Genomic DNA, 19,552 nt, shown 5'->3' with positions numbered 1-19,552 from the left:
TTAAATAAATCCTTGTTGTTTCGCTTGAAGCTCTAATTGTTCGCGAAATTTTGGATGAGCAATTTTAATTAATTGATGGGTTCTTTCTGTAGTGGAGCGTCCTTTCAATTGTGCGACTCCGTATTCAGTAACCACATAATCAATATCAAGTCGGGTATCGGTGGCAATTGAAGAAAGTCGAGGCACAATGCGGGATAAAGTTTCCTTCCTGGCTGTAGAGCTACTGGCAATGATTGTTTTTCCTCCTTCTGAATAATGAACGCCACGAATAAAATCCAATTGCCCACCGGGACCAGAAAATTGATGACCAATGAACTCTGCATTCACTTGCCCACTAAAATCAATTTCAATAAAGGCATTAACGGAGGTCATGAGTTTGTTTTTCGCAATCACACTGGGTTCATTAACATAGGAAACTGGAAGACAAAACATGGAGGGATTATTATTAATAAACTCATATAATTGTTTATCACCAATCGCAAAAGTAAACACATTGACATAAGGGTGTAATGTTTTATGTGTATTGGTAACCACCCCTTTTTTGATGAGATCAATTAATCCATCGGTCATTACTTCTGTATGAATCCCTAGATTTTTATGATGAGCGAGTTGTTCACATACTGCATTAGGCACTCCTCCTATCCCCATCTGAATGGTTGCACCATCAGGGATTAGGTTGGTGATGTGCTGACCAATTTGACGATCCAATTCACTTGCAGGTTTAGATGGGCCTTCGAGCAAGTCAACGGTATTTTCAACTATGGCATCGACTTCATTCACATGAATTAAAGTGGAGCCTGCTGTTCTGGGCAAATTGTCGTTTACTTCAACAATTAATTTATCCGCATAGCGTGCCAGTTCAATTGCGTAATCACCATTAGGGCCTAAATTGAAAAAGCCAAATTTATCCATCGGAGCCACGGTGACAATAAAAGCATCCAATTTGGTGATGGACTTAATGGTATCTGGATAACGACTAAAACTTATGGGAACAAAATTGATATACTTCTTTCCTAAATTATACCCACGCTCCGCTAATTCAACCTCTCCTTGTGACATCATTGAGGTGTAAGGCCTAATAATATGGAGTAAATCTTCTTGAAAAATTGTCTGTAGAGCAACAGGGCCACAGCGAAGATAATAAACTTTCACTTCCTGTACATCACCAGCTCTTGCACGGGCAGCAAGAGCATGACAAAGAGCTGGAGGAGTAGCAACACGCATCCCCATAGAAATTACTGCGGTGGGGGGAATCAGCTTTACAGCATCATCTGGGGAATGTAATTTTTGTTGGTATTGCTTATCAAAGCTCATTTATCATCCTAATAAATATACAAAAAAAAGCCCACTGAAATTATGATTATTGCTCAGGATTGTTAAATGTCAATCGTATGTTCTTATACTTATTTCTAAACTCAAATTTGAAATGAACGTTTTAGTGAGCAACTCCAACTACTCTAGACGTTCTAGATCAATTGGCCACGCTATTCCTGATATGAAATACCCAGGATGTTTAAGCCTCGTTCAATATCATCCGCGACCATTGGTCTCGATAATAAATATTCTCCAGTATGATCGGTTACTTCCTCTTGGGCGAAATTTAAGGCATCCTCCCATTCCTCCTGAGTGTAATCTCCTCGACCTAAATACATTAATGCAACTAGGGTTGCCTGTTGATCGGGTCGTAAATTATCAACGAATTCTGTAATTTCTTGATAAACTGGATCATCTTGATAATCTGCTAATACATAGAGCGAATCCATTTCATCGGTGACTTCCGGAAAGCTAACATCCTCCTTGGCCTGAAATTGTCGGGCTTTATAAAGAAGATCACCAATTGTTTCTTTATCAAGATTCAACATATTCCTCTCCTTATTTCCATGTCAATAAATATTGCTTAAATAAAATATAGTGTATTAATTATGATCCTCAAGCGGATAATTTATTTATTATATCTTGATGTGTTTTTTGGCGGGGTAGGTATTTGGAGCAGGAATATAGAACTCTTTTGTGAGTTCTATATAATTCACTATTGAGTTTTAAGATGAACGGAGGAATCTTTTTGTGTCTCTTCTAATTCAGGCTGGAACGTTAATTCAGAATAGGTTTTAGGTCTTACCTGTGAAATTGTCGTTAAAACCCCCTCATCAAATGCCCGCATAAGTTGTATTCTATCTGAAGTATTTTGCACTTTAGAAATTTGGTGGTGGAGTTCCCTTAATCCTTGCCAATCAAAGGTTGGTTTATTCACTTCAAAATAATTTTCGTACAATATTGATGCTTGTTGTTGTAGCGAATCGAGTTGCTGATACAAGTATTTATACATCATGATTTCAGTATTAAAATCGTACAAGTACACTAATTTAGGATGAAAATTAGCGAGTTGTGTAAAGACATTTCGATAACGCTCCATCACTTCTATTTTGTCTTTATCTAAAGGTAAGGATTGAATTGAACATTGGACATTTTTAAGCAACGAAAAATTAAAAGCTTTCGGTTCGAGCAGATAATGTGTTTTACCCTGAATATAAACTTTGGCAGTTTCTTCTAATAGCTCTAAATCTTTGAGAAGGTCTAAGGAAATCATATTCTTATCATTATTATTTATGGAGATTTATTGTACATTTTTTTTAAATGCGGTCAATATGATATTTTCATGAACAATTAATTAACATGTTGATAAAAAATACTTTTCTGAAAACTTTATAAAATAAGTCTTAATAAATAGGGGTAGATTTATTGATTTATTTCATCCACTAACTATATTTAATATATTATTTTCGTTACATTTTATGAAGTGTTGTTACTAAGGAGGGTATAAACATGAACAATTCCGGTGAAAACAGAGGATATACTCCTAAAGATCATCTTGAAGCAGCTGCCAGCCAATTATTAAACGAAGGAAAAAGAAAGGTAAATGAGTTGTATGAGGAAGGGGTGCACAAGGTGAATGAAGTTGAAGATAATGTAAAGGAGTATTCTGATAAGTTAGTGAGGAAGATACATCAAAACCCACTAGCCTCTGTTTTAATTGCTGGAGGAATAGGCTTTTTATTATCTCGATTAATGAAAAAATAATGGATGCATTAAAACATTTAGAAGCACTTATCACTGCAAAAATAGCTGTTTTTAAAACGGTTTACTCCTTATTTCGTCTTGAAGCGCAGCTAGCAGGGTTAAGCGTTTTTCCATTATTGTTGAATATATGCATGCTGTTCGTTGGGTTAATTACAATTTGGTTAACAGCGATGGTATTTATTGGGTATCTGGTGTTCTGGGTTTCAGGATATTGGGTCCTTTTGATTTCACATCGTATCCTGATCTCTATTTTTCTTGTGCTTTTGCTCAATGGAGGATTATTACTGGGATTACTCAAGTACTTATCCTTTAACTTAAAAAGCATGAGCTTTCCAAAGACAAGAGAATATTTTTCGCAAAAGAGCGTGGAACATGAAAAACTCGAGAAAGCAGCTAATGGCACAAATTCACTTGGTGAATAATATACTTCAATCCCAAAAAAGCAGGGTGAGGGAACATCAAAGGTATTTTAAAGACAATGAGGTTACTCGTTATCATTTAGCAACCTGGATGATGCTCATTTCTGCATTTTTTATAGGCTGGAGCGTTGCACGAAAACATTTGACTGGGAAAGTAACGCAACAGATAGTTAATATAGGAAAATTAGCAGTGCTTAATTCCTTCAAAAAAACACTGGTCTCTTTTTTAAAGTAATCTAAGCCTAAGACCAAATTGCACGATCGGAAACCGAATATCCTCCATCAATGGGAATAATTGAACCTGTTATAAAGTCTGAACCGCTTGAAGAGAGGAAAACAGCTAAAGGATCGATATCTTCAGGTTTACCTCTCTACCAGAGGTGTTTTACTTTCTTCGTTTCGAATATCCATAGTAATGGGAATGAGCTCAAATCTTATGGCTTGTTTAAATTTAGCCTAGCTCAGATTGCAGCGCCAAGCCGGAACATTTATTTATGAGTACGATTGAGGTTCCTTAAGTTCTACAACTTGTAAGCCTATCTAAGCTCAATGGTATTATTTCGTCCGTGTTTTGACCGAGATCCCATTTTTAAAGTAAGTAAGATATTAACTAATTTGGGAGAGTTGCGGTCCGTTGGGAGGTTAGCAAATAATCCTTTAAAAAATTAGGGATGCGCTGCTCCAACCAAAATTGCTTTTTCTCAGCAATAAATCCTACATGTCCCCCATGCTGGCTTAATTCTAAAAGGATATCTGGGGATAATTCATTGACTGTTGGCAGAACGTCCGGTGTCATAAACGGATCATCCAAGGCATGAATAATTAGGGTAGGTGTCGCGATTTGAAGTAGATATTGTCTTGAACTGGATTTTTGATAATATTCCTGGGCATTAACAAATCCATGTAATGGAGCAGTTATTTGTTCGTCAAATTCATATAAGGTTTTTATAGAATACAATTTTTGTTTGGAAAGTGATAATTGGCAATTAATGACATCCAATTTCTGTAAAAAAACCATACGTAATTTTTCTAACAGATTTTTTTGATATACACGAGAAAATCCTTGGTTTATCTTTTGAACCACATTATCTAACTGAAACGGTACAGAAACAGCAACAGCTGCATTAATTAAAGATTGAGAGCCGGTTTCTCCTAACCATTTGAGAAGTATATTGCCGCCTAATGAAATACCTACTGCCGCCTTTTTGGTTGTGGGTTCTCTGAGGTTTAGTACATTAAGAAAATAAGCCAAATCATCGGTATCTCCTCCATAATAAACCCGCGGTAGACGATTTGGTTCACCACTTGCCCCCCGGAAATTCATTAAAACTGCTCGATAACCTGATTTATTGAAGGCGTCAAATAAAGTCGAAACATAAGCCGAATTGATATTTCCACCTAATCCATGAAGAAGAATTATCAATGGAGTATCGTTGCCTAATCCATTAGTTTTCCAAGCTAAATCAATAAAATCACCATCGGGTAGCTCCAGTCGTTCATGAGAGTCAACGGGGGTATTTGTTCGTTGAGTTAATGTTCGATACAGAGTTTGTCCATGATTATTGGTAAGCCACCAAAGCGGCTTAAATTCACTATGAATGATCATACTCTGTTACCTATATATTGGATTTTATTTAAACTTTTTAGAGTTAGTTTAATCTATAAGTATAAAATAATACTACGAAGAAATAAATGAAAATGCAGGGATTTACCGGCAGTATTAATGCATTATTGATTACGGGTATTTTCGCGATATGGATGTGGGTTGCAGCGATAAAAAAATAGATAATTAGGAAAAGCTGCCTCGAACACTAAAATAGAACATCATGTTGAACCATCAAAAGTATACATCTTTCCGCAAGCAGGAAGAGATATGGACAGACTAATTTTCCTTGGGTAAATTAAACAATTTGTATCCTATTTCTTCGTGATGAAGTATTATCTTGCTAGCCCATTTGCTGATTCTTCTTAGGATTTTGACATGAAAAAAGTATTATGTTTGTCTGCATTGACGATGGTATTAAACCATTCCAGCTTTGCCTATCCGATGCCAAATCCTTTTCCCCCATTCCATATTGCTGGAAATTTGTATTATGTAGGCACGGATGATCTTGCGAGTTACTTGATTGTCACTCCTAGGGGGAATATTTTGATCGATAGTGATCTTGAGGCTAATGTCCCCATGATTAAGGCCAGTATAGAAAAACTAGGTTTTAAATTCAGTGATACGAAAATTCTGCTCATTAGTCATGCTCATTTTGATCATGCTGCGGGCAGTGAATTGATTAAGCAACAAACGAAAGCAAAATATATGGTTATGGACGAGGATGTTTCTTCGATCCTATCTGGTGGTAAATCTGATTTTCATTATGCAAATGATTCCAGTACTCATTTTCCTCAAAGTACTGTGGATAAGGTACTTCATGACGGGGAACGGGTGGAATTAGGAGGAACCGTTTTAACTGCTCATTGGACACCGGGACATACTAAAGGCTGTACCACTTGGACAGTCAAACTTAAGGATCATGGAAAGCAATATCAGGCTGTTATTATAGGGAGTATAGGCGTTAATCCTGGTTATAAATTGGTTGATAATGTAACTTATCCTCATATAGCTCAGGATTATAAGCATTCCATAAAGGTATTAGAATCACTGCGTTGTGATATTTTTCTCGGATCCCATGCTGGAATGTTTGATCTAAAGAATAAATATTCATTACTGCAAAAAGGAAAAAATAATCCTTTTGTTGATCCGACAGGTTGTAAAAAATATATTGAACAAAAGGCACAGGATTTTTATACAGAACTTAAAAAGCAAGAACCTGTTTCATAGTAGGGATGAGGCTTCTAATGAATAGTTACTCCGCCAAGGTTTGAAATTTGGGTTAATGCTGGTCTTCACTTAGGCTACAACTGAATGACCATTTTTATGAAGAGTTGTTGCCTGCTTAGTGCTGTGAACCCGGATTAAGCACTTGATGATCGAGTCTTGCAAAAGCAATCCACTAAATGATCATCGACCATACCTACTGCTTGCATATAAGCGTACATGATCGTTGATCCGACAAAACTCATCCCTCTTTTTTTCAAATCTTTAGCTAAAGTATCTGATTCTGATGTACTCGCAGGAACTTCTTGAAGTGTTTTAGGATAATTTATTTTAGGTTTTCCACCCACAAATCCCCAGACGTACTTGTCGAAAGATCCAAATTCCTGTGCAATTTTAAGAAATGCTAAGGCATTCTTGCGCGCCGAGAATACTTTGAGGCGATTACGAATAATTCCTGAATCAGTCAGCAGGTTATTTAATTCATCATCGGTCATTTTTGCCACAGCATTGGGATCAAATTGTTTGAATGCCTTGCGGTAGGCCTCACGACGTTTAAGAATGGTTTCCCAACTTAACCCTGCTTGCGCTCCTTCAAGTAAGAGCATTTCAAAGTGCTTTTGATCTTGATGTACAGGAATTCCCCATTCTGTATCATGATACTGTTCGTAATGAGGCTTATTAATTCCAACCCAAGTGCAACGTTTCATGATGTGTAGTTTCTCCTATACGATGCGGATTCTGTGTAGAGGGATGATTCATAATTTATTTTAATGATAACGTTTTTGAGAGACAAAGACTATTTCAATCCCATTTTTATCAGTCGTTTCTCTGATAAAAAAGGCCTTCGTCTTGTATTTGTTCGGGAATGTCTTAAAATTCACTCATACGATAACTTTATATTTATTTAGAGAGCTTCATGTCCGATTTTTATCAGGATTTTAATACACGACGAACCTTCGCAATTATCTCTCACCCTGACGCCGGTAAAACCACTGTCACCGAGAAATTACTTTTGTTCGGAGGTGCAATTCAATTGGCAGGAACTGTTAAAGGACGAAAAGCCGATCGACATGCGACTTCCGATTGGATGGAAATGGAAAAGGAACGCGGAATTTCTATAACAACCTCGGTGATGCAGTTTGTTCATAATCAGCATGTCATGAATTTGTTAGATACTCCAGGGCATGAGGATTTTTCTGAAGATACCTACAGAACCTTAACCGCAGTGGACTCAGCACTAATGGTTATTGATGTGGCTAAAGGGGTAGAGGAACGTACCGTTAAATTAATGGAAGTATGTCGTCTGCGTGATACTCCAATTATGACCTTTATTAATAAACTGGATCGCGAGGGGCGGGATCCTATTGATTTGCTTGATGAGGTGGAATCCGTTTTAGGTATTCAATGTGCGCCAGTTACCTGGCCAGTGGGTATGGGAAAGCGGTTTAAAGGCATTTATCATCGGTATGATGATACAGTTTATTTATATCAACCCGGTAAGAACGCACAAAAACAAGATGCAATGCAAATTAAGGGATTGGATAACCCGCAATTGGATGAACTATTAGGGGATAGTGCCCAGGAATTACGCGACGAAATTGAGTTAGTTAAGGGAGCTTCACATGAGTTCAATTTGGATGATTATTTAGCGGGTAAAATGACGCCAGTTTATTTTGGTTCGGCAATTAATAATTTTGGTATCAAAGAGTTACTGGATGATTATGTTCGTTATGCTCCAGGACCACAACCTCGGACAGCTCAAGAGCGAACTGTATCCGCAGATGAAGAGAATTTTACTGGGTTTGTGTTCAAAATTCAGGCTAATATGGATCCTAAGCATAGAGACCGGATTGCATTTTTACGTATTTGTTCAGGAGCCTACCGCAAAGGGATGAAAATGAATCATCTGCGAATTGGAAAAGAAGTGCAAATTTCTAATGCCTTAACCTTTATGGCTGGTGATCGTTCCCACACAGAAATTGCTTTACCAGGTGATATTATTGGATTACATAATCATGGAACAATTCGCATTGGAGATACTTTTACGCAAGGAGAGCAATTAAAATTTACCGGGATACCCAATTTTGCTCCCGAGTTGTTTCGATTGGTGCGCTTGAAGGATCCATTAAAGAGTAAAGCTTTATTAAAAGGGTTGATTGAATTATCTGAAGAGGGAGCCACTCAGGTATTCCGTCCCTTAAACAGTAACCAATTAATTTTAGGTGCAGTCGGTGTGTTACAGTTTGATGTTGTAGCTCATCGTTTGAAACATGAATATAAAGTAGATTGTATTTATGAAACAGTAAATGTTGCTTGTGCGCGTTGGGTTTATTCTGAGGATGATAAAGCAATGAGTGACTTTCGCACCAAAGCGTATGACTATTTAGCTTTAGATGGAAGTGATGCCTTAATGTATCTTGCTCCAACCCGTGTTAATTTAACAATGGCTCAAGAGCGATATCCCAAAATTCAATTTCATGCAACGAGAGAACATTAGGAAATAAGGCTTCTAACCTGGGAATTATTCAATAAACCCGGGTTTGCTATGCTGCACCCAGGCTAGGATATGCATTAAAAAGCTTATATTAAGCAGTGCACGTTGCTTTTACGGTGTGGGTACCGAAATTAGTAATTTCGACTTTTGCGCCCGATTCAGCGCTTAACTTCAGATTTTCATTTGGGTGAACAGTGATTCGTAAAGATTCTCCTGCTGATAAGTTGATGTCATTAACTTTTCCTTTTTTAGCTAATGCGACAACTAAAAGTTCATCTCCTTCATCTTCGGTAGTAATTTTACAATTGGCTTCTACTGGCCAGAAAAGGTAATTAAGAAATATTTGCGGATCATTACTAGGCAAATCATATTCAATCGTGACTCCTCGTTGGAGCAAATGACTTTGCGTAGAATACGCGCTTGTACTTAAAGATGCAGCAATACATAATAAGCCAAGGCCAAATTTTCGTAACATTATATAACTCCATAATGATAATAACCGAGCTAAGATACATTTATTTTATAGGTATGGCAAATTAATATCATTCATGTTTTTAATGATCACACAAGTAGGTTATCGACAAAGTCCGAACAAAGCTCTAAAGCAAACCAGAACTTATTATGCATCAATTAGTAAACGGAAATTCACAATTTACCTAGATTCATTAAATAATCAATCATATAGCCTGGGAGGACTTAGCGAGTTATTGGAGATGATTTATGGGCTTAGATTATCTAAATTTAGAGGCACTCGCAGGATCCTAAAAAAATAATCCAATATAATAATGCAACCAGAAGTTTGGGCAAGGGATTGGAGTGATTGTATAGGAGTCTATATTGTTCACAGGAAAAGGCATAACATACCCACTAAGACTCCCATGAAGTCTTAGTGGGTAAGTTGTTATTTACAATAGGTACCAGCCCATGTTTGTTTACAAAATGTAACAAAATCTGGTTCTGTATGATATGTAGTATACCACTCAGTCCATAATTTTTGATTTGCAGGCTCTGCATACCAAGCTTCAAACTTTTGTTGATCGTAAGTGATTGGATCTTTCCAAGTTACTGTTGTGGTTGTTGTTGTTGTATCAGCAAAAGCTGAAGAAAAGCTACCAACTATTACGCATGCGGCTAACATTTTTTTAAACATAACTATCTCCATTTAGTTTATGAAAAATCAATTTAAGTGTAGCTAACATTTTATATAGTGCAAACAATAAATTCAGATCATTTTTCTTGTTTTTGGGCATAGTTTGTGGAAACCGAAAAAAGTTATCCAATCTAAAGCAGCCTCTGGACTATATATTTAATTAATATACACGATTTCATAAAAATCAATATCTTTTTTGTTATAAATCGTGTTGTCATGAGTCCATGAAACCAACAACTTGTTCGTTTTAGCGATATCAAATAAGGCTCTCAACCTGAGTGACTGAAATGGAAACAGCTTTGTGGCTATTGTATTCATAGATGGATAAAGCCTTCGCAAATTCGATATTACTTTTTACTGTCAATTTATGCTTGATAATCTTATGGGTTATAGCAATTTGTATTTTTTAATGAGTTAGTTTATTACTATAGGGGACCCTTGGGAAAATAAAAAAGTGGCTTAAGAACAATGATACAAAGTTTTAATTTAAAGATAACTTTTTCACGTTCAGCCAAACGTAATTATTATAAACCAATAAAATCCTATAAAGGCTTAACGATGAAATCATCAGTGGAGTTAAAAGTACTAGTTGTTTTGGCTACTGGAGTTGTAATTGCACTTTCGCAACACATTTTGTTTCCTATCTTACTTTCATTCTTTTTATATTTACTAGTTAGCCCACTTATGGAATGGCTTTCCTTCATTAAAATCCCTAGAATTTTAGCCTCTGCACTCATTTCTATCGCCATTTTCGGAGTTATTTCTTTAGGAATTACCTTTTTAGTTCCTCCTGCTTCAAATTGGATAGAAAATGCTCCTCGTAATTTTAAAATTATTGAAGATAAATTCAGAACTGTTAAAGATTCTTTAGGAGAAATTAATAAAGCTGCTGAAAAAGCCCAATCAATGACTGGCATGGATCAGAAAAAAAATATGGTGGTGACTTCAAACCTAAGTCTAGCCCCCTCCATATTTAATCTAACGACTAATATAGTTATTTCTATTGGCACAGTACTTATTTTACTTTTTTTCTATTTGATATATTTTCAGTCATTTATTCAGAAAATAGAGCGAGTTTTATATAATAAAAGAAAATCGTTACCAGAAAACCCTTTTCTTCTCAGTCTGAAAAATGAAGTATCGAAATATTTGTTCACTTTTTTAATGATATGCTTTGTTCTCGGAGCGGTTATGTCGGTAGTATTTTGGTTATTAAATCTACCTAATCCGCTTTTATGGGGTGTAATGGCAATGTTTCTCACGTTTATCCCTTATCTTGGACATATGATTGGAATAATTATTGTTTTATTTGTTTCTCTGATTACATTTGATTCGTATCTGCATATTTTTGCGCCTCCTGCTTTGTATTTTTTAATTACTGCACTAGAAGGTCAACTAATAACTCCCATTTTTTTAGGAAAACGTTTAAAATTAAACCCTCTTCTAATTTTTTTAAATATTCTTATTTGGACTTGGTTATGGGGCGCTGCTGGGGCTCTTATTTCTGTGCCACTTCTAGTCACAGTGAAAATAACCCTCGAATACATACCTGAGCTATCAAAATATGCAATTCTACTTGAAAAATAAGGTTTGATATTTTGTTATTACTCGACCTTTTTCTAGAGTTATTAAAAATTGATCCAACATAATTTCCCTTAAGAAAATTATGTTGGACTTAGGAACTGCTTTTGTTCTAAATAAGAGAAAATTGGTTAATCTGAAGTATTGGAACTTCCATTAGTATTGTTGGTATTATTTTGTTGAGATTTATCCCATCCTTCTTTATTTCCTTTTTCCCAACCCGGAGGTGTTTTATTTTGTAAACGAGCTGGCTCTTTGTTTTGTAAACCAGGAGGAGTTCCTGCTGTATCAGTACCTGTGGTTGTGGTGCTACCTGTACCCGTATTTGTGGTATTTGTAGAATCAAAATTTCCTATAACGGGTAAAAATAGAAGTCCTACAAAATAATCCTATTTATCCATCATAGTATAATTATTAATCAGTATTAATTGAAACTATAAGAGAGTATGCTACTTTTTTGGCTTAAAAAAGTAGCATTTTGTATGTAGGGAGAAATGATAGGGGTGAAAATGATCCATATTATGAGACTATGGAATTTTTAGTTCTTCACCACCACCACGACATTCACCTTAGTTCACTAGTTTTACCATGCATTGCTTTCAACTTAAAAGTTGTAAGCGATAAAAAAACAATCTATTGAAGTACATTTAGATTGGAGATTTCGGTTGCTGGATTGTTCTGTACACTGGTTTGTGAGAATAGGCCATTTTTTGAGGTTAATTCACGATTTAAAATTAGCTTGTTAAGTGCTGCCGTGGCTAAATCGTCGAAAATAACAAATTTATCATGTTTTTGGCCAGTGGCTAAATTCTTGATGAGAATACCTGCTTCTTTAATTTTTTGTCCCTTCAATTCATTGTCTTCTTCCATCTCATAAGTAATATAAGCTACTCTAAAAATATCATCGAGAGAATAGATGCCAAATCGATCATTTTTTCCTAATTCTTCGTTTTTTTGATTTATAGATTCAACTAATTTGATAGCCTCTTCTTTGGTTCCAATCTCAATGACTCGATACAATGTCGCATATTGCATATTGGCCCATTGTTCACAATATCCAACTAATCCAACAGAAGATAAATTAGAATCATTCTCATCTAATAAAGGATAAGCAGGGGCTTTAAATTGAATAGCTGCATTAACTGCAGTAAAAAAACTGCTATTAATACCATCTTTTAAAAACTTAAACCCACCACCTAATGCCAGGGAGTTTTCAAAATTATTAGTTGCAGGATTTAATTTCCCGGAAGCCAATACCAGTAATTTATCGTTGTTTTTGACTTTAATAATAGTAATTATGCCAGCACCATTTAAAGGGATTTCATCACCTGGAAATTTTTGATTCGCTAGTGATTGTTTATAATCAGGTTTAAATGTAGAAACTTTCATTCCTGAATGAGTATTTGTAAGGGGCATACACCTCTCCAATGTTAATATAAAAATAAATAATTATACAAAGTGGCTCTATTGGGAGCAATTGCTTTTACATAATTTTAGTTATAATACAGGTGCATATTTATGGATATTCCGGTTATGACCAAAACCTTTTCGATCTTAATAATTTAAGTCCTATACTATCATTAATGGACCTATTTTTATTGGTTACTTAATGCATCATCAAACTTTAGCAATTTTCGTTTTTATGACTTGTTCTACTGCCGTTTCCGCACAATGTATCCAAGACCAGTATGGTGAAGTGGTTTGTGGGAAGGGAGCTTGTCTTATGGACAATAATCTCAAGGTGGTTTGCTCACCATATAAAAATGGCGAATGTGAAAAAGATAGTTATGGGAAAGTTATTTGTGGTCCTGGGCAATGTTTACGAAATCGTGACGGCACTGTTGTTTGTTCCACCTTTCCAGAAGGTGGTTGTGCTAAGAATCAATACGGTGATGTGATATGTGGCGCAGGAAAATGTGTTAAAGACAGAAGTGGTGAGGTTGTTTGCGGAGGGGAAGGTGAAAGTTGCGAACTTAATTCTTATGGAGAGGTTAAGTGCGGTAAATAGCAAGGAGTGTCTCTTTGAAAACAGTTAATACTTAAGGTATGACGGTTTGAAAAACTTTAATGTATAAGTGGGTAGTATGTTTGGTTTATCAATGTCTATTAATATGCAACTTAATTTTTGGACGGGTGCGTCCCAACATTTTATTGGCAACACGAAGTAAGAAAGAACACCATACGCCATACAATACAGATAAATGCATAAAATATAAAGAACGATAGGCTAATTGAGCCACTTTGCCTCCAACAAAATAACGCATTTTGCCTATCCCCGTAATATCTCCATAGGTACCGTAGCAACTTATTGCGATTAAAGATCCTTTATCTTCATATTTAAAATCAAGCAGTTCTTTATTATTTAATCTATTTTTTAATGATTTTGCTAATAAATATGCTTGCTGGTGAGCTGATTGTGCCCGGGGAGGAACAGGTTTTCCTGTAGCTAAATCCATCACATTTGCACAATCACCTAGAGCAAAAATATGTTCATCATTGATAGTCTGTAATTTTGAATTAACCATTAATCGATTTAAATTATCTACAGTTAATCCATCAAGTGTTGACAAAAAATCGGGAGCTTTTACCCCTGCTGCCCATATACACATACTTGCAGGCAGAACTTTTCCGCTTTTAGTATGAACTCCTGCACTGTCAATTTGACTTACAATTTCATTGGTTAAAATTTCGATTCCTAATTCTTGTAATTTTTTAGCAGTTAAGGTGGAAAGTAATTCAGGAAGAACAGGTAATATACGAGGAGCCCCTTCAATTATTGTAATTTTAGCCAATTTTTTAATTGCATGATTAAATTGGTATTTTTCGGTCTGATTAAGGGTGTGGAGTAATTCTGCGCCCAGTTCGATTCCTGTAGCTCCACCTCCAACGATTACAATATTAAAGTTTTGATGTGCTGCCTCAAGTGCATATTGCAGGCATAAAAGTTTATCGACATATTTTTTTTGAAAATGATTTGCTTGCTCAAGATTATCAATACTCAAACAATGCTCCTTAACTCCTGGAGTATTGAAATCGTTACTTTGACTTCCAATAGCAATAATTAATGTGTCGTATTTTAAAGTCCGTTCTGGGACTATAAGATTTTGTTCTTCATCTTTAATAGCAGCAATATGGATGATCTTTTCTTTGCGATTTATGCCAACCATCGTTCCGGGTTGGTAATTATAATAGTGTGATATCGCGTGAGAGTAGAAATTGAGCTGATCCATATTTGAATCGAGAGAGCCGGCAGCAACCTCATGTAATAAAGGTTTCCATATATGGATTTCTTGTTTATCCAGAAGGGTAATCTTAGCTAATTTCTTCTTTCCCAAATCTTTACCCAAACGAGTAACTAACTCAATTCCACCGGCTCCTCCACCCACAACTACAATATGATGTGGTTCTTTACTCATTTTAGTTTATCCTTAATCCATTTCTGTCTGAATTGGAAATAAGCTCTTTGGCTTATAATCCTCGACTAATTCAGTATATCTAAGGCATTTTTCGCTTCAATATAAAGTAGCTAATCCCTAACACAACACCGTATACAATATGGCCTACTAAGGCAGGTATATTGTGTTTTATACCTTCAATAGTCCATTTGGCAAATAATGGAGTGCCAGAGGAAAGAACAGGTAATAAAGTCATAGGTCCACCCACCCACATCGCAACACCAAATAATAAACCAAGTACTACAGCTATTATCCAGGAATTAATTAACCATCCTAATATCAGGGCAAAAGCGATACCGCTTCCTATGCTCACTACAGCATGAACTACTAGACCACCTGCAATTGTTGGCATGTTAATGATCATTCCTAATGTTTCAATCATTCCCGCATGAGCTAAAAAAAAAGCAAAAACAATTCCCGCAATAATACCTGCTATTGCACCTTGCCAAATCCAATTGAAATTTTTCACGATAGTTCCTTAAATGAAATCCTTATGTTACCTCTTGTTAATATAGATCAAATTTTCGAAATTAAGTGACTTTATGTAATCTTTTGTGTGGTGATATCGATTTTGTAGAGATATTCTTATTTTAAAACATCGGTTCATCGGGTAGTTTTTGCATCCGATAAGTTAATCCATATTCATTTACCAATATAAAAATAGTAAGTATTAAATTACCTGAGTCACTTTTTTTAGACACTCTACCTTTGTAGCGCAGGCAAGAATCCATCTCACAAAACCAGTACGGGAAATAATTTGAGGGATTGATTCCCGCCTGCGCGGGAATGACAAATCGCGTGAAAACATGCTAATCCCAGGAATAGGAGAATCCGGGATAGGGCATTTAACGCCAGCATAATCTTTATTGATTGCTTACGACTTGATTGTTTCCAAAAACAACCCCATTAGGTCCTGCAGTTTGTCCGCCAGAAGATCCAAACATAGTTGTTCCTGTGACACCTAAAAATGAAGGTAGAAACAATAAAGCGGCTGAGATAAAAACTAGAGCAATTGGCGTTCCAATTGGAATTTGAGTCGGGTTATCTTTGTGTTGTTTAAACTTCATAATCGCCCCGATAGAAAATCCCAAACCAGCCAAATAAGCCCCAGCAGTAATCAATTTAGCCAGATTTGTAAACGATCCAGTAATTGTTTCTGCCATTTCCCCTAAAGACACTACGGGGTTTGCTGCTTCAGCAGTATGGCTTACTAACGTCAGAAATGTAAGACAAGCAAGACTGCTTAACCAATAACTAAAACCAGGTTTATTTATAATGTTACTTTTCACAACTTCCTCTCCAAAATTAAAAAAAATCTGGGTATGATATTATTTAATAAATAGTTTTATTTTCAAAATAATAGATTTTAAATTTTCATATTCAAATGTAAAGAGCTAGGAGCAAATAGGTAGGACATTTAACCTACTCCGTAGAAAATTTAGATTTTTTGGGGGGTAAAATGACCTGAGGGATGGCGCTGTAATGCCTCAGATCATATAACTCAACTAGGTTTCTCCAGGCAACTCTTTATATCGATTTATAACGTTTCTAAAGATTTGGCAATAGATTCAGTCATTGCTTTGGCATCTCCAAAAAGCATGTAGGTATTATCATGATAGAACAGATCATTTTCTACCCCCGCATAGCCGGGTGCTAAGCTTCGTTTAACAAATAATACGTTTCTAGCTTTTTCTACTTCTAAAACGGGCATTCCATAAATGGGTGAACTAGGATCTGTTTTTGCTGCAGGGTTCGTTATATCATTTGCTCCTATTACATAAGCTACATCACAGCTTGCAAAATCTCGGTTAATTTCACTTTGTTCAAAAACTCTGTCATAGGGAATATTGGCTTCTGCAAGCAATACATTCATATGGCCAGGCATTCGGCCAGCCACTGGATGAATTGCAAAGCGAACTTTAATGTTGCGGTGTTCTAGCGCATCAACTAATTCTTTGACCGCATGTTGAGCATGTGCTACGGCCATACCATACCCCGGAACAATAATTACATCTTTAGCATTACTTAGGAGGAATGCTGCGTCTTCACCATTACCCTGACGTACCGTTCGTGATTCATTTCCTGTGTTTATTTGTGAATTAGCTGCTGATGACTGAATGCCTCCAAAGATAACATTAAATATCGAACGGTTCATTCCAACACACATAATATAACTTAGAATCGCCCCACTTGCCCCCACTAGAGCACCGGTAATAACCAGTAAATGATTGCTGAGTGTAAATCCGATACCTGCTGCAGCCCATCCTGAGTAGGAATTCAGCATGGATATAACTACGGGCATATCGGCGCCTCCAATAGGAATAATAAGCAATACACCAATTAAAAAAGCCAACCCTGCCATGATACTAAACAGTGTGAGAGTTTGGTTAATAAAAAATAAGACTAATAAACCAAGGATGGCTAAGGCTATAAGAAGATTAATCGCGTTATGACCTATAAGTTTGATGGGTTTGCCCGACATGATTCCTTGCAATTTGAGAAAGGCGATCACGGAGCCTGAAAAAGTAATAGCTCCTATTATCAAACCCAGACTCATTTCGATTAGACTTGCCTTGGCAATTGCGCCTGGGACGCCAATATGAAACGACGTAGGGGACAAAAAGGCACAAAAAGCTACTAGAACTGCTGCCATTCCCACCAAAGAGTGAAATGCTGCAACGAGCTGAGGGATTGCAGTCATATTAATTTTATAGGCAATAAAAGTTCCAATAATGCCTCCTGCAATCATTAAACTAATGAGTAAGGGCTGATGATAAGTCGTTGGCATCATCAAAGTGGAACCTACCGCAAGAATCATTCCTGCAATCCCTAACAGATTTCCTCGTCTTGCAGACGCAGGACTAGCTAAGCCTTTTAACGCGAGTATAAAACACACAGCCGATAAGAGATAAAATAAAGGAACCAGGGTTGTCATGAGAAATCATCCTTAACTATTTATGTGTAATGACCCTATTAAATCAACTTAAGAAAATGCAGTCTTGAATCCCAGGACTTAGCTGCACCAGTCCGGTAACAAGCCCCGTGCTGAATAAATCTCTCTAGTTGACACCTTGAGGAGCGATTACCTATTTTTTATACATACGTAACATGCGTTGGGTTACCACAAATCCACCAAAAATATTAATTGAGGTAATAAATATTGCCAAACCACCGATCCAGGTGATGTCTCCAATGAACTCGCTTCCAGCAGCAATTAGTGCCCCTAAAACAATAATACTGGATATCGCATTGGTTACCGACATCAAGGGTGTATGCAAGGCTGGAGTGACCTTCCACACCACATAATACCCAACAAAGCAGGCCAAAACGAAAATAGTGAGGATGGTAATGTATGGATCACCTAATGTATTAATCTCATGCATTTTGTATCTCCTTTTTTGCCTGAAATGGTAAATATTGATTTTGATGACAAAGTACTGCTTGTTGAATAATTTCATCATTGGGATTTAATGTGATTTCCGGAGGAGTCGGCGCTAAAAGATTGATAAGATGTACCAGATTATTGGCATAAAGTTCGCTCGCAGTAGCTGGAACAAGTCCGGCAAGGTTACTGAGACCAATAATGGTAACTTCCCCATGTTTTATAGTTTTATCAAGAACGCTGACTTCACAATTTCCTCCTCGTGCAGTCGCGAGATCCACTATTACTGATCCAGGTTTCATTTGTTCTACAGTTTTTTTAAACACTAATATTGGGGCTTTTCTACCAGGAATTAAGGCAGTGGAAATGACGATATCTGATAATTTGGCATATTGATCAATAAGTTCTGCTTGGAGTTTTTTATACTCCTCACTAACTTCCGAAGCATAGCCTCCTTTCGTTTCACTGTCTTGATCTTGGCTTACTTCGATAAATTCAGCGCCTAAACTTTCTACTTGTTCTTTCGCTGCTCGCCGTACATCGAATGCGTACACGACAGCACCTAAACGTTTGGCCGTTGCGATGGCTTGTAGACCCGCGACCCCCGCACCAAGAACAAGTACCTTAGCGGGTTGAATCATCCCTGCAGCCGTCATCATCATGGGAATAACCCGATGAAATTCAGCGCATGCTTCTAAAACCGCTCTATAACCTGCTAAATTTGCTTGCGACGAGAGGCTATCCATACTTTGCGCTCGACTGATGCGCGGAATAAGATTCATTGAAAGTAATGTGACATGTTTTTCCTTGCACCATGTTATTAATTTGCTTTCGGGATCATTATCAATATGACCTATTATCAATGCGTTTGGTGATAAGCCTTCTATGTTCTTGGAATCCGGCTCATTAATACAAAAAAGGATATTGGCTTGTTTGAGTATGGTTTTTTTATCACAAATCTTGGCACCAAGCTCTTCGTAATCCTGATCGTTGAAACCGGCAGCAAGCCCTGCGTTTTGTTCTATGGCAACATCAAAGCCTAATTTAATTAAGTGCTTTGCTGAATTAGGAGTAATGGCTACCCGAGTTTCATTGTCTGGGGCCAATAGAGTTGCGATCATCATGGTAAATCCTTTTTACCTAAATATTCTTTATCCTATTGT

Annotated in this window: 21 protein-coding genes and 1 pseudogene; 7 read left to right on the top strand and 15 right to left on the bottom strand. The window is 36.6% G+C overall.

Annotation, left to right across the window (positions count from 1 at the left end):
* The 3 genes from ACWTE2_RS04335 to ACWTE2_RS04325 all read right to left on the bottom strand — a co-directional run bounded on the left by ACWTE2_RS04335 (position 1) and on the right by ACWTE2_RS04325 (position 2,587).
* Positions 1-1,314, bottom strand: a complete 1,314-nt coding sequence (locus ACWTE2_RS04335; RefSeq protein WP_454784304.1) for an acetyl-CoA hydrolase/transferase family protein — start codon at positions 1,312-1,314, stop codon at positions 1-3.
* A gap of 170 nt (positions 1,315-1,484) precedes the next feature.
* Positions 1,485-1,862 (bottom strand): DUF3775 domain-containing protein, encoded by a 378-nt coding sequence (locus ACWTE2_RS04330; RefSeq protein ID WP_454784303.1) that lies wholly within the window; start codon positions 1,860-1,862, stop codon positions 1,485-1,487.
* 167 nt (positions 1,863-2,029) lie between these two features.
* Entirely contained in the window at positions 2,030-2,587 is a 558-nt protein-coding gene (locus ACWTE2_RS04325; protein WP_454784302.1) for a hypothetical protein, read from the bottom strand.
* A gap of 236 nt (positions 2,588-2,823) precedes the next feature.
* Here ACWTE2_RS04325 and ACWTE2_RS04320 point away from each other — a divergent pair, with 236 nt between their 5' ends.
* The 3 genes from ACWTE2_RS04320 to ACWTE2_RS04310 are packed head-to-tail and all read left to right on the top strand — an operon-like array spanning position 2,824 to position 3,732.
* Positions 2,824-3,078 (top strand): ElaB/YgaM/YqjD family protein, encoded by a 255-nt coding sequence (locus tag ACWTE2_RS04320; protein ID WP_454784301.1) that lies wholly within the window; start codon positions 2,824-2,826, stop codon positions 3,076-3,078.
* Entirely contained in the window at positions 3,078-3,500 is a 423-nt protein-coding gene (locus ACWTE2_RS04315; protein ID WP_454784300.1) for a hypothetical protein, read from the top strand. Before ACWTE2_RS04320 ends, ACWTE2_RS04315 begins: the two co-directional genes overlap by 1 nt.
* Positions 3,475-3,732 (top strand): hypothetical protein, encoded by a 258-nt coding sequence (locus ACWTE2_RS04310; protein WP_454784299.1) that lies wholly within the window; start codon positions 3,475-3,477, stop codon positions 3,730-3,732. Before ACWTE2_RS04315 ends, ACWTE2_RS04310 begins: the two co-directional genes overlap by 26 nt.
* 7 nt (positions 3,733-3,739) lie before the next feature.
* Here the strand turns inward: ACWTE2_RS04310 and ACWTE2_RS04305 are convergent.
* Both ACWTE2_RS04305 and ACWTE2_RS04300 read right to left on the bottom strand, forming a co-directional pair.
* Positions 3,740-3,853 (bottom strand): annotated as a pseudogene (locus tag ACWTE2_RS04305) (hypothetical protein); the annotation flags it as partial.
* Between the two features lie 254 nt (positions 3,854-4,107).
* On the bottom strand, positions 4,108-5,103 hold the full coding sequence (locus tag ACWTE2_RS04300; RefSeq protein WP_454784298.1) for a hydrolase: 996 nt from the start codon (positions 5,101-5,103) through the stop codon (positions 4,108-4,110).
* A 375-nt stretch (positions 5,104-5,478) separates the two neighbouring features.
* On the opposite strand from ACWTE2_RS04300, the gene blaFEZ reads away from it, so the two are divergent.
* On the top strand, positions 5,479-6,330 hold the full coding sequence (gene blaFEZ, locus ACWTE2_RS04295; protein WP_454784297.1) for an FEZ family subclass B3 metallo-beta-lactamase: 852 nt from the start codon (positions 5,479-5,481) through the stop codon (positions 6,328-6,330).
* Between the two features lie 134 nt (positions 6,331-6,464).
* Here the strand turns inward: blaFEZ and ACWTE2_RS04290 are convergent, their stop codons facing one another.
* Positions 6,465-7,034, bottom strand: a complete 570-nt coding sequence (locus tag ACWTE2_RS04290; protein WP_454784296.1) for a DNA-3-methyladenine glycosylase I — start codon at positions 7,032-7,034, stop codon at positions 6,465-6,467.
* A 209-nt stretch (positions 7,035-7,243) separates the two neighbouring features.
* Here ACWTE2_RS04290 and ACWTE2_RS04285 point away from each other — a divergent pair, with 209 nt between their 5' ends.
* Positions 7,244-8,824 carry a peptide chain release factor 3 gene (locus tag ACWTE2_RS04285; RefSeq protein ID WP_454784295.1) on the top strand — a complete coding sequence of 527 codons (1,581 nt, stop codon included), beginning with the start codon at positions 7,244-7,246 and terminating at the stop codon, positions 8,822-8,824.
* Positions 8,825-8,912: 88 nt separating this feature from the next.
* Here ACWTE2_RS04285 and ACWTE2_RS04280 read toward each other — a convergent pair whose 3' ends face one another.
* Both ACWTE2_RS04280 and ACWTE2_RS04275 read right to left on the bottom strand, forming a co-directional pair.
* Positions 8,913-9,296 (bottom strand): hypothetical protein, encoded by a 384-nt coding sequence (locus ACWTE2_RS04280; protein WP_182391257.1) that lies wholly within the window; start codon positions 9,294-9,296, stop codon positions 8,913-8,915.
* A gap of 426 nt (positions 9,297-9,722) precedes the next feature.
* The gene (locus tag ACWTE2_RS04275; RefSeq protein ID WP_454784294.1) at positions 9,723-9,971 is read right to left on the bottom strand and encodes a hypothetical protein; all 249 of its coding nucleotides are present in this window, start codon (positions 9,969-9,971) and stop codon (positions 9,723-9,725) included.
* A gap of 558 nt (positions 9,972-10,529) precedes the next feature.
* On the opposite strand from ACWTE2_RS04275, the gene ACWTE2_RS04270 reads away from it, so the two are divergent.
* Positions 10,530-11,558, top strand: coding sequence for an AI-2E family transporter (locus tag ACWTE2_RS04270; protein ID WP_454784293.1), 1,029 nt, complete (start codon positions 10,530-10,532; stop codon positions 11,556-11,558).
* A gap of 627 nt (positions 11,559-12,185) precedes the next feature.
* Here ACWTE2_RS04270 and ACWTE2_RS04265 read toward each other — a convergent pair.
* Complete coding sequence (locus tag ACWTE2_RS04265) at positions 12,186-12,968, bottom strand: hypothetical protein (RefSeq protein ID WP_454784292.1); 783 nt, start codon at positions 12,966-12,968, stop codon at positions 12,186-12,188.
* A gap of 193 nt (positions 12,969-13,161) precedes the next feature.
* On the opposite strand from ACWTE2_RS04265, the gene ACWTE2_RS04260 reads away from it, so the two are divergent.
* The gene (locus ACWTE2_RS04260) at positions 13,162-13,560 is read left to right on the top strand and encodes a hypothetical protein (RefSeq protein ID WP_454784291.1); all 399 of its coding nucleotides are present in this window, start codon (positions 13,162-13,164) and stop codon (positions 13,558-13,560) included.
* Positions 13,561-13,648: 88 nt separating this feature from the next.
* Here the strand turns inward: ACWTE2_RS04260 and ACWTE2_RS04255 are convergent, their stop codons facing one another.
* The 6 genes from ACWTE2_RS04255 to ACWTE2_RS04230 form a co-directional block, all read right to left on the bottom strand.
* Positions 13,649-14,968: an NAD(P)/FAD-dependent oxidoreductase gene (locus ACWTE2_RS04255; protein ID WP_454784290.1), complete on the bottom strand. Its 1,320-nt coding sequence runs from the start codon at positions 14,966-14,968 to the stop codon at positions 13,649-13,651.
* A 79-nt stretch (positions 14,969-15,047) separates the two neighbouring features.
* Positions 15,048-15,476: a hypothetical protein gene (locus ACWTE2_RS04250; protein ID WP_454784289.1), complete on the bottom strand. Its 429-nt coding sequence runs from the start codon at positions 15,474-15,476 to the stop codon at positions 15,048-15,050.
* A gap of 394 nt (positions 15,477-15,870) precedes the next feature.
* Entirely contained in the window at positions 15,871-16,296 is a 426-nt protein-coding gene (locus ACWTE2_RS04245) for a type IV secretion protein IcmD (protein ID WP_454784288.1), read from the bottom strand.
* A 248-nt stretch (positions 16,297-16,544) separates the two neighbouring features.
* The gene (locus ACWTE2_RS04240) at positions 16,545-17,942 is read right to left on the bottom strand and encodes an NAD(P)(+) transhydrogenase (Re/Si-specific) subunit beta (protein WP_454784287.1); all 1,398 of its coding nucleotides are present in this window, start codon (positions 17,940-17,942) and stop codon (positions 16,545-16,547) included.
* Between the two features lie 151 nt (positions 17,943-18,093).
* Positions 18,094-18,390 (bottom strand): proton-translocating transhydrogenase family protein, encoded by a 297-nt coding sequence (locus tag ACWTE2_RS04235; protein WP_182391247.1) that lies wholly within the window; start codon positions 18,388-18,390, stop codon positions 18,094-18,096.
* Entirely contained in the window at positions 18,383-19,513 is a 1,131-nt protein-coding gene (locus tag ACWTE2_RS04230) for a Re/Si-specific NAD(P)(+) transhydrogenase subunit alpha (protein ID WP_454784286.1), read from the bottom strand. The genes ACWTE2_RS04235 and ACWTE2_RS04230 overlap by 8 nt, the downstream gene beginning before the upstream one ends.
* Positions 19,514-19,552 lie beyond the last annotated feature (39 nt).

Source organism: Legionella nigrisilvae (assembly GCF_977063395.2).
Note: the sequence above shows the minus strand (reverse complement) of the source record. Positions and strands in the feature narration are given on the sequence as shown.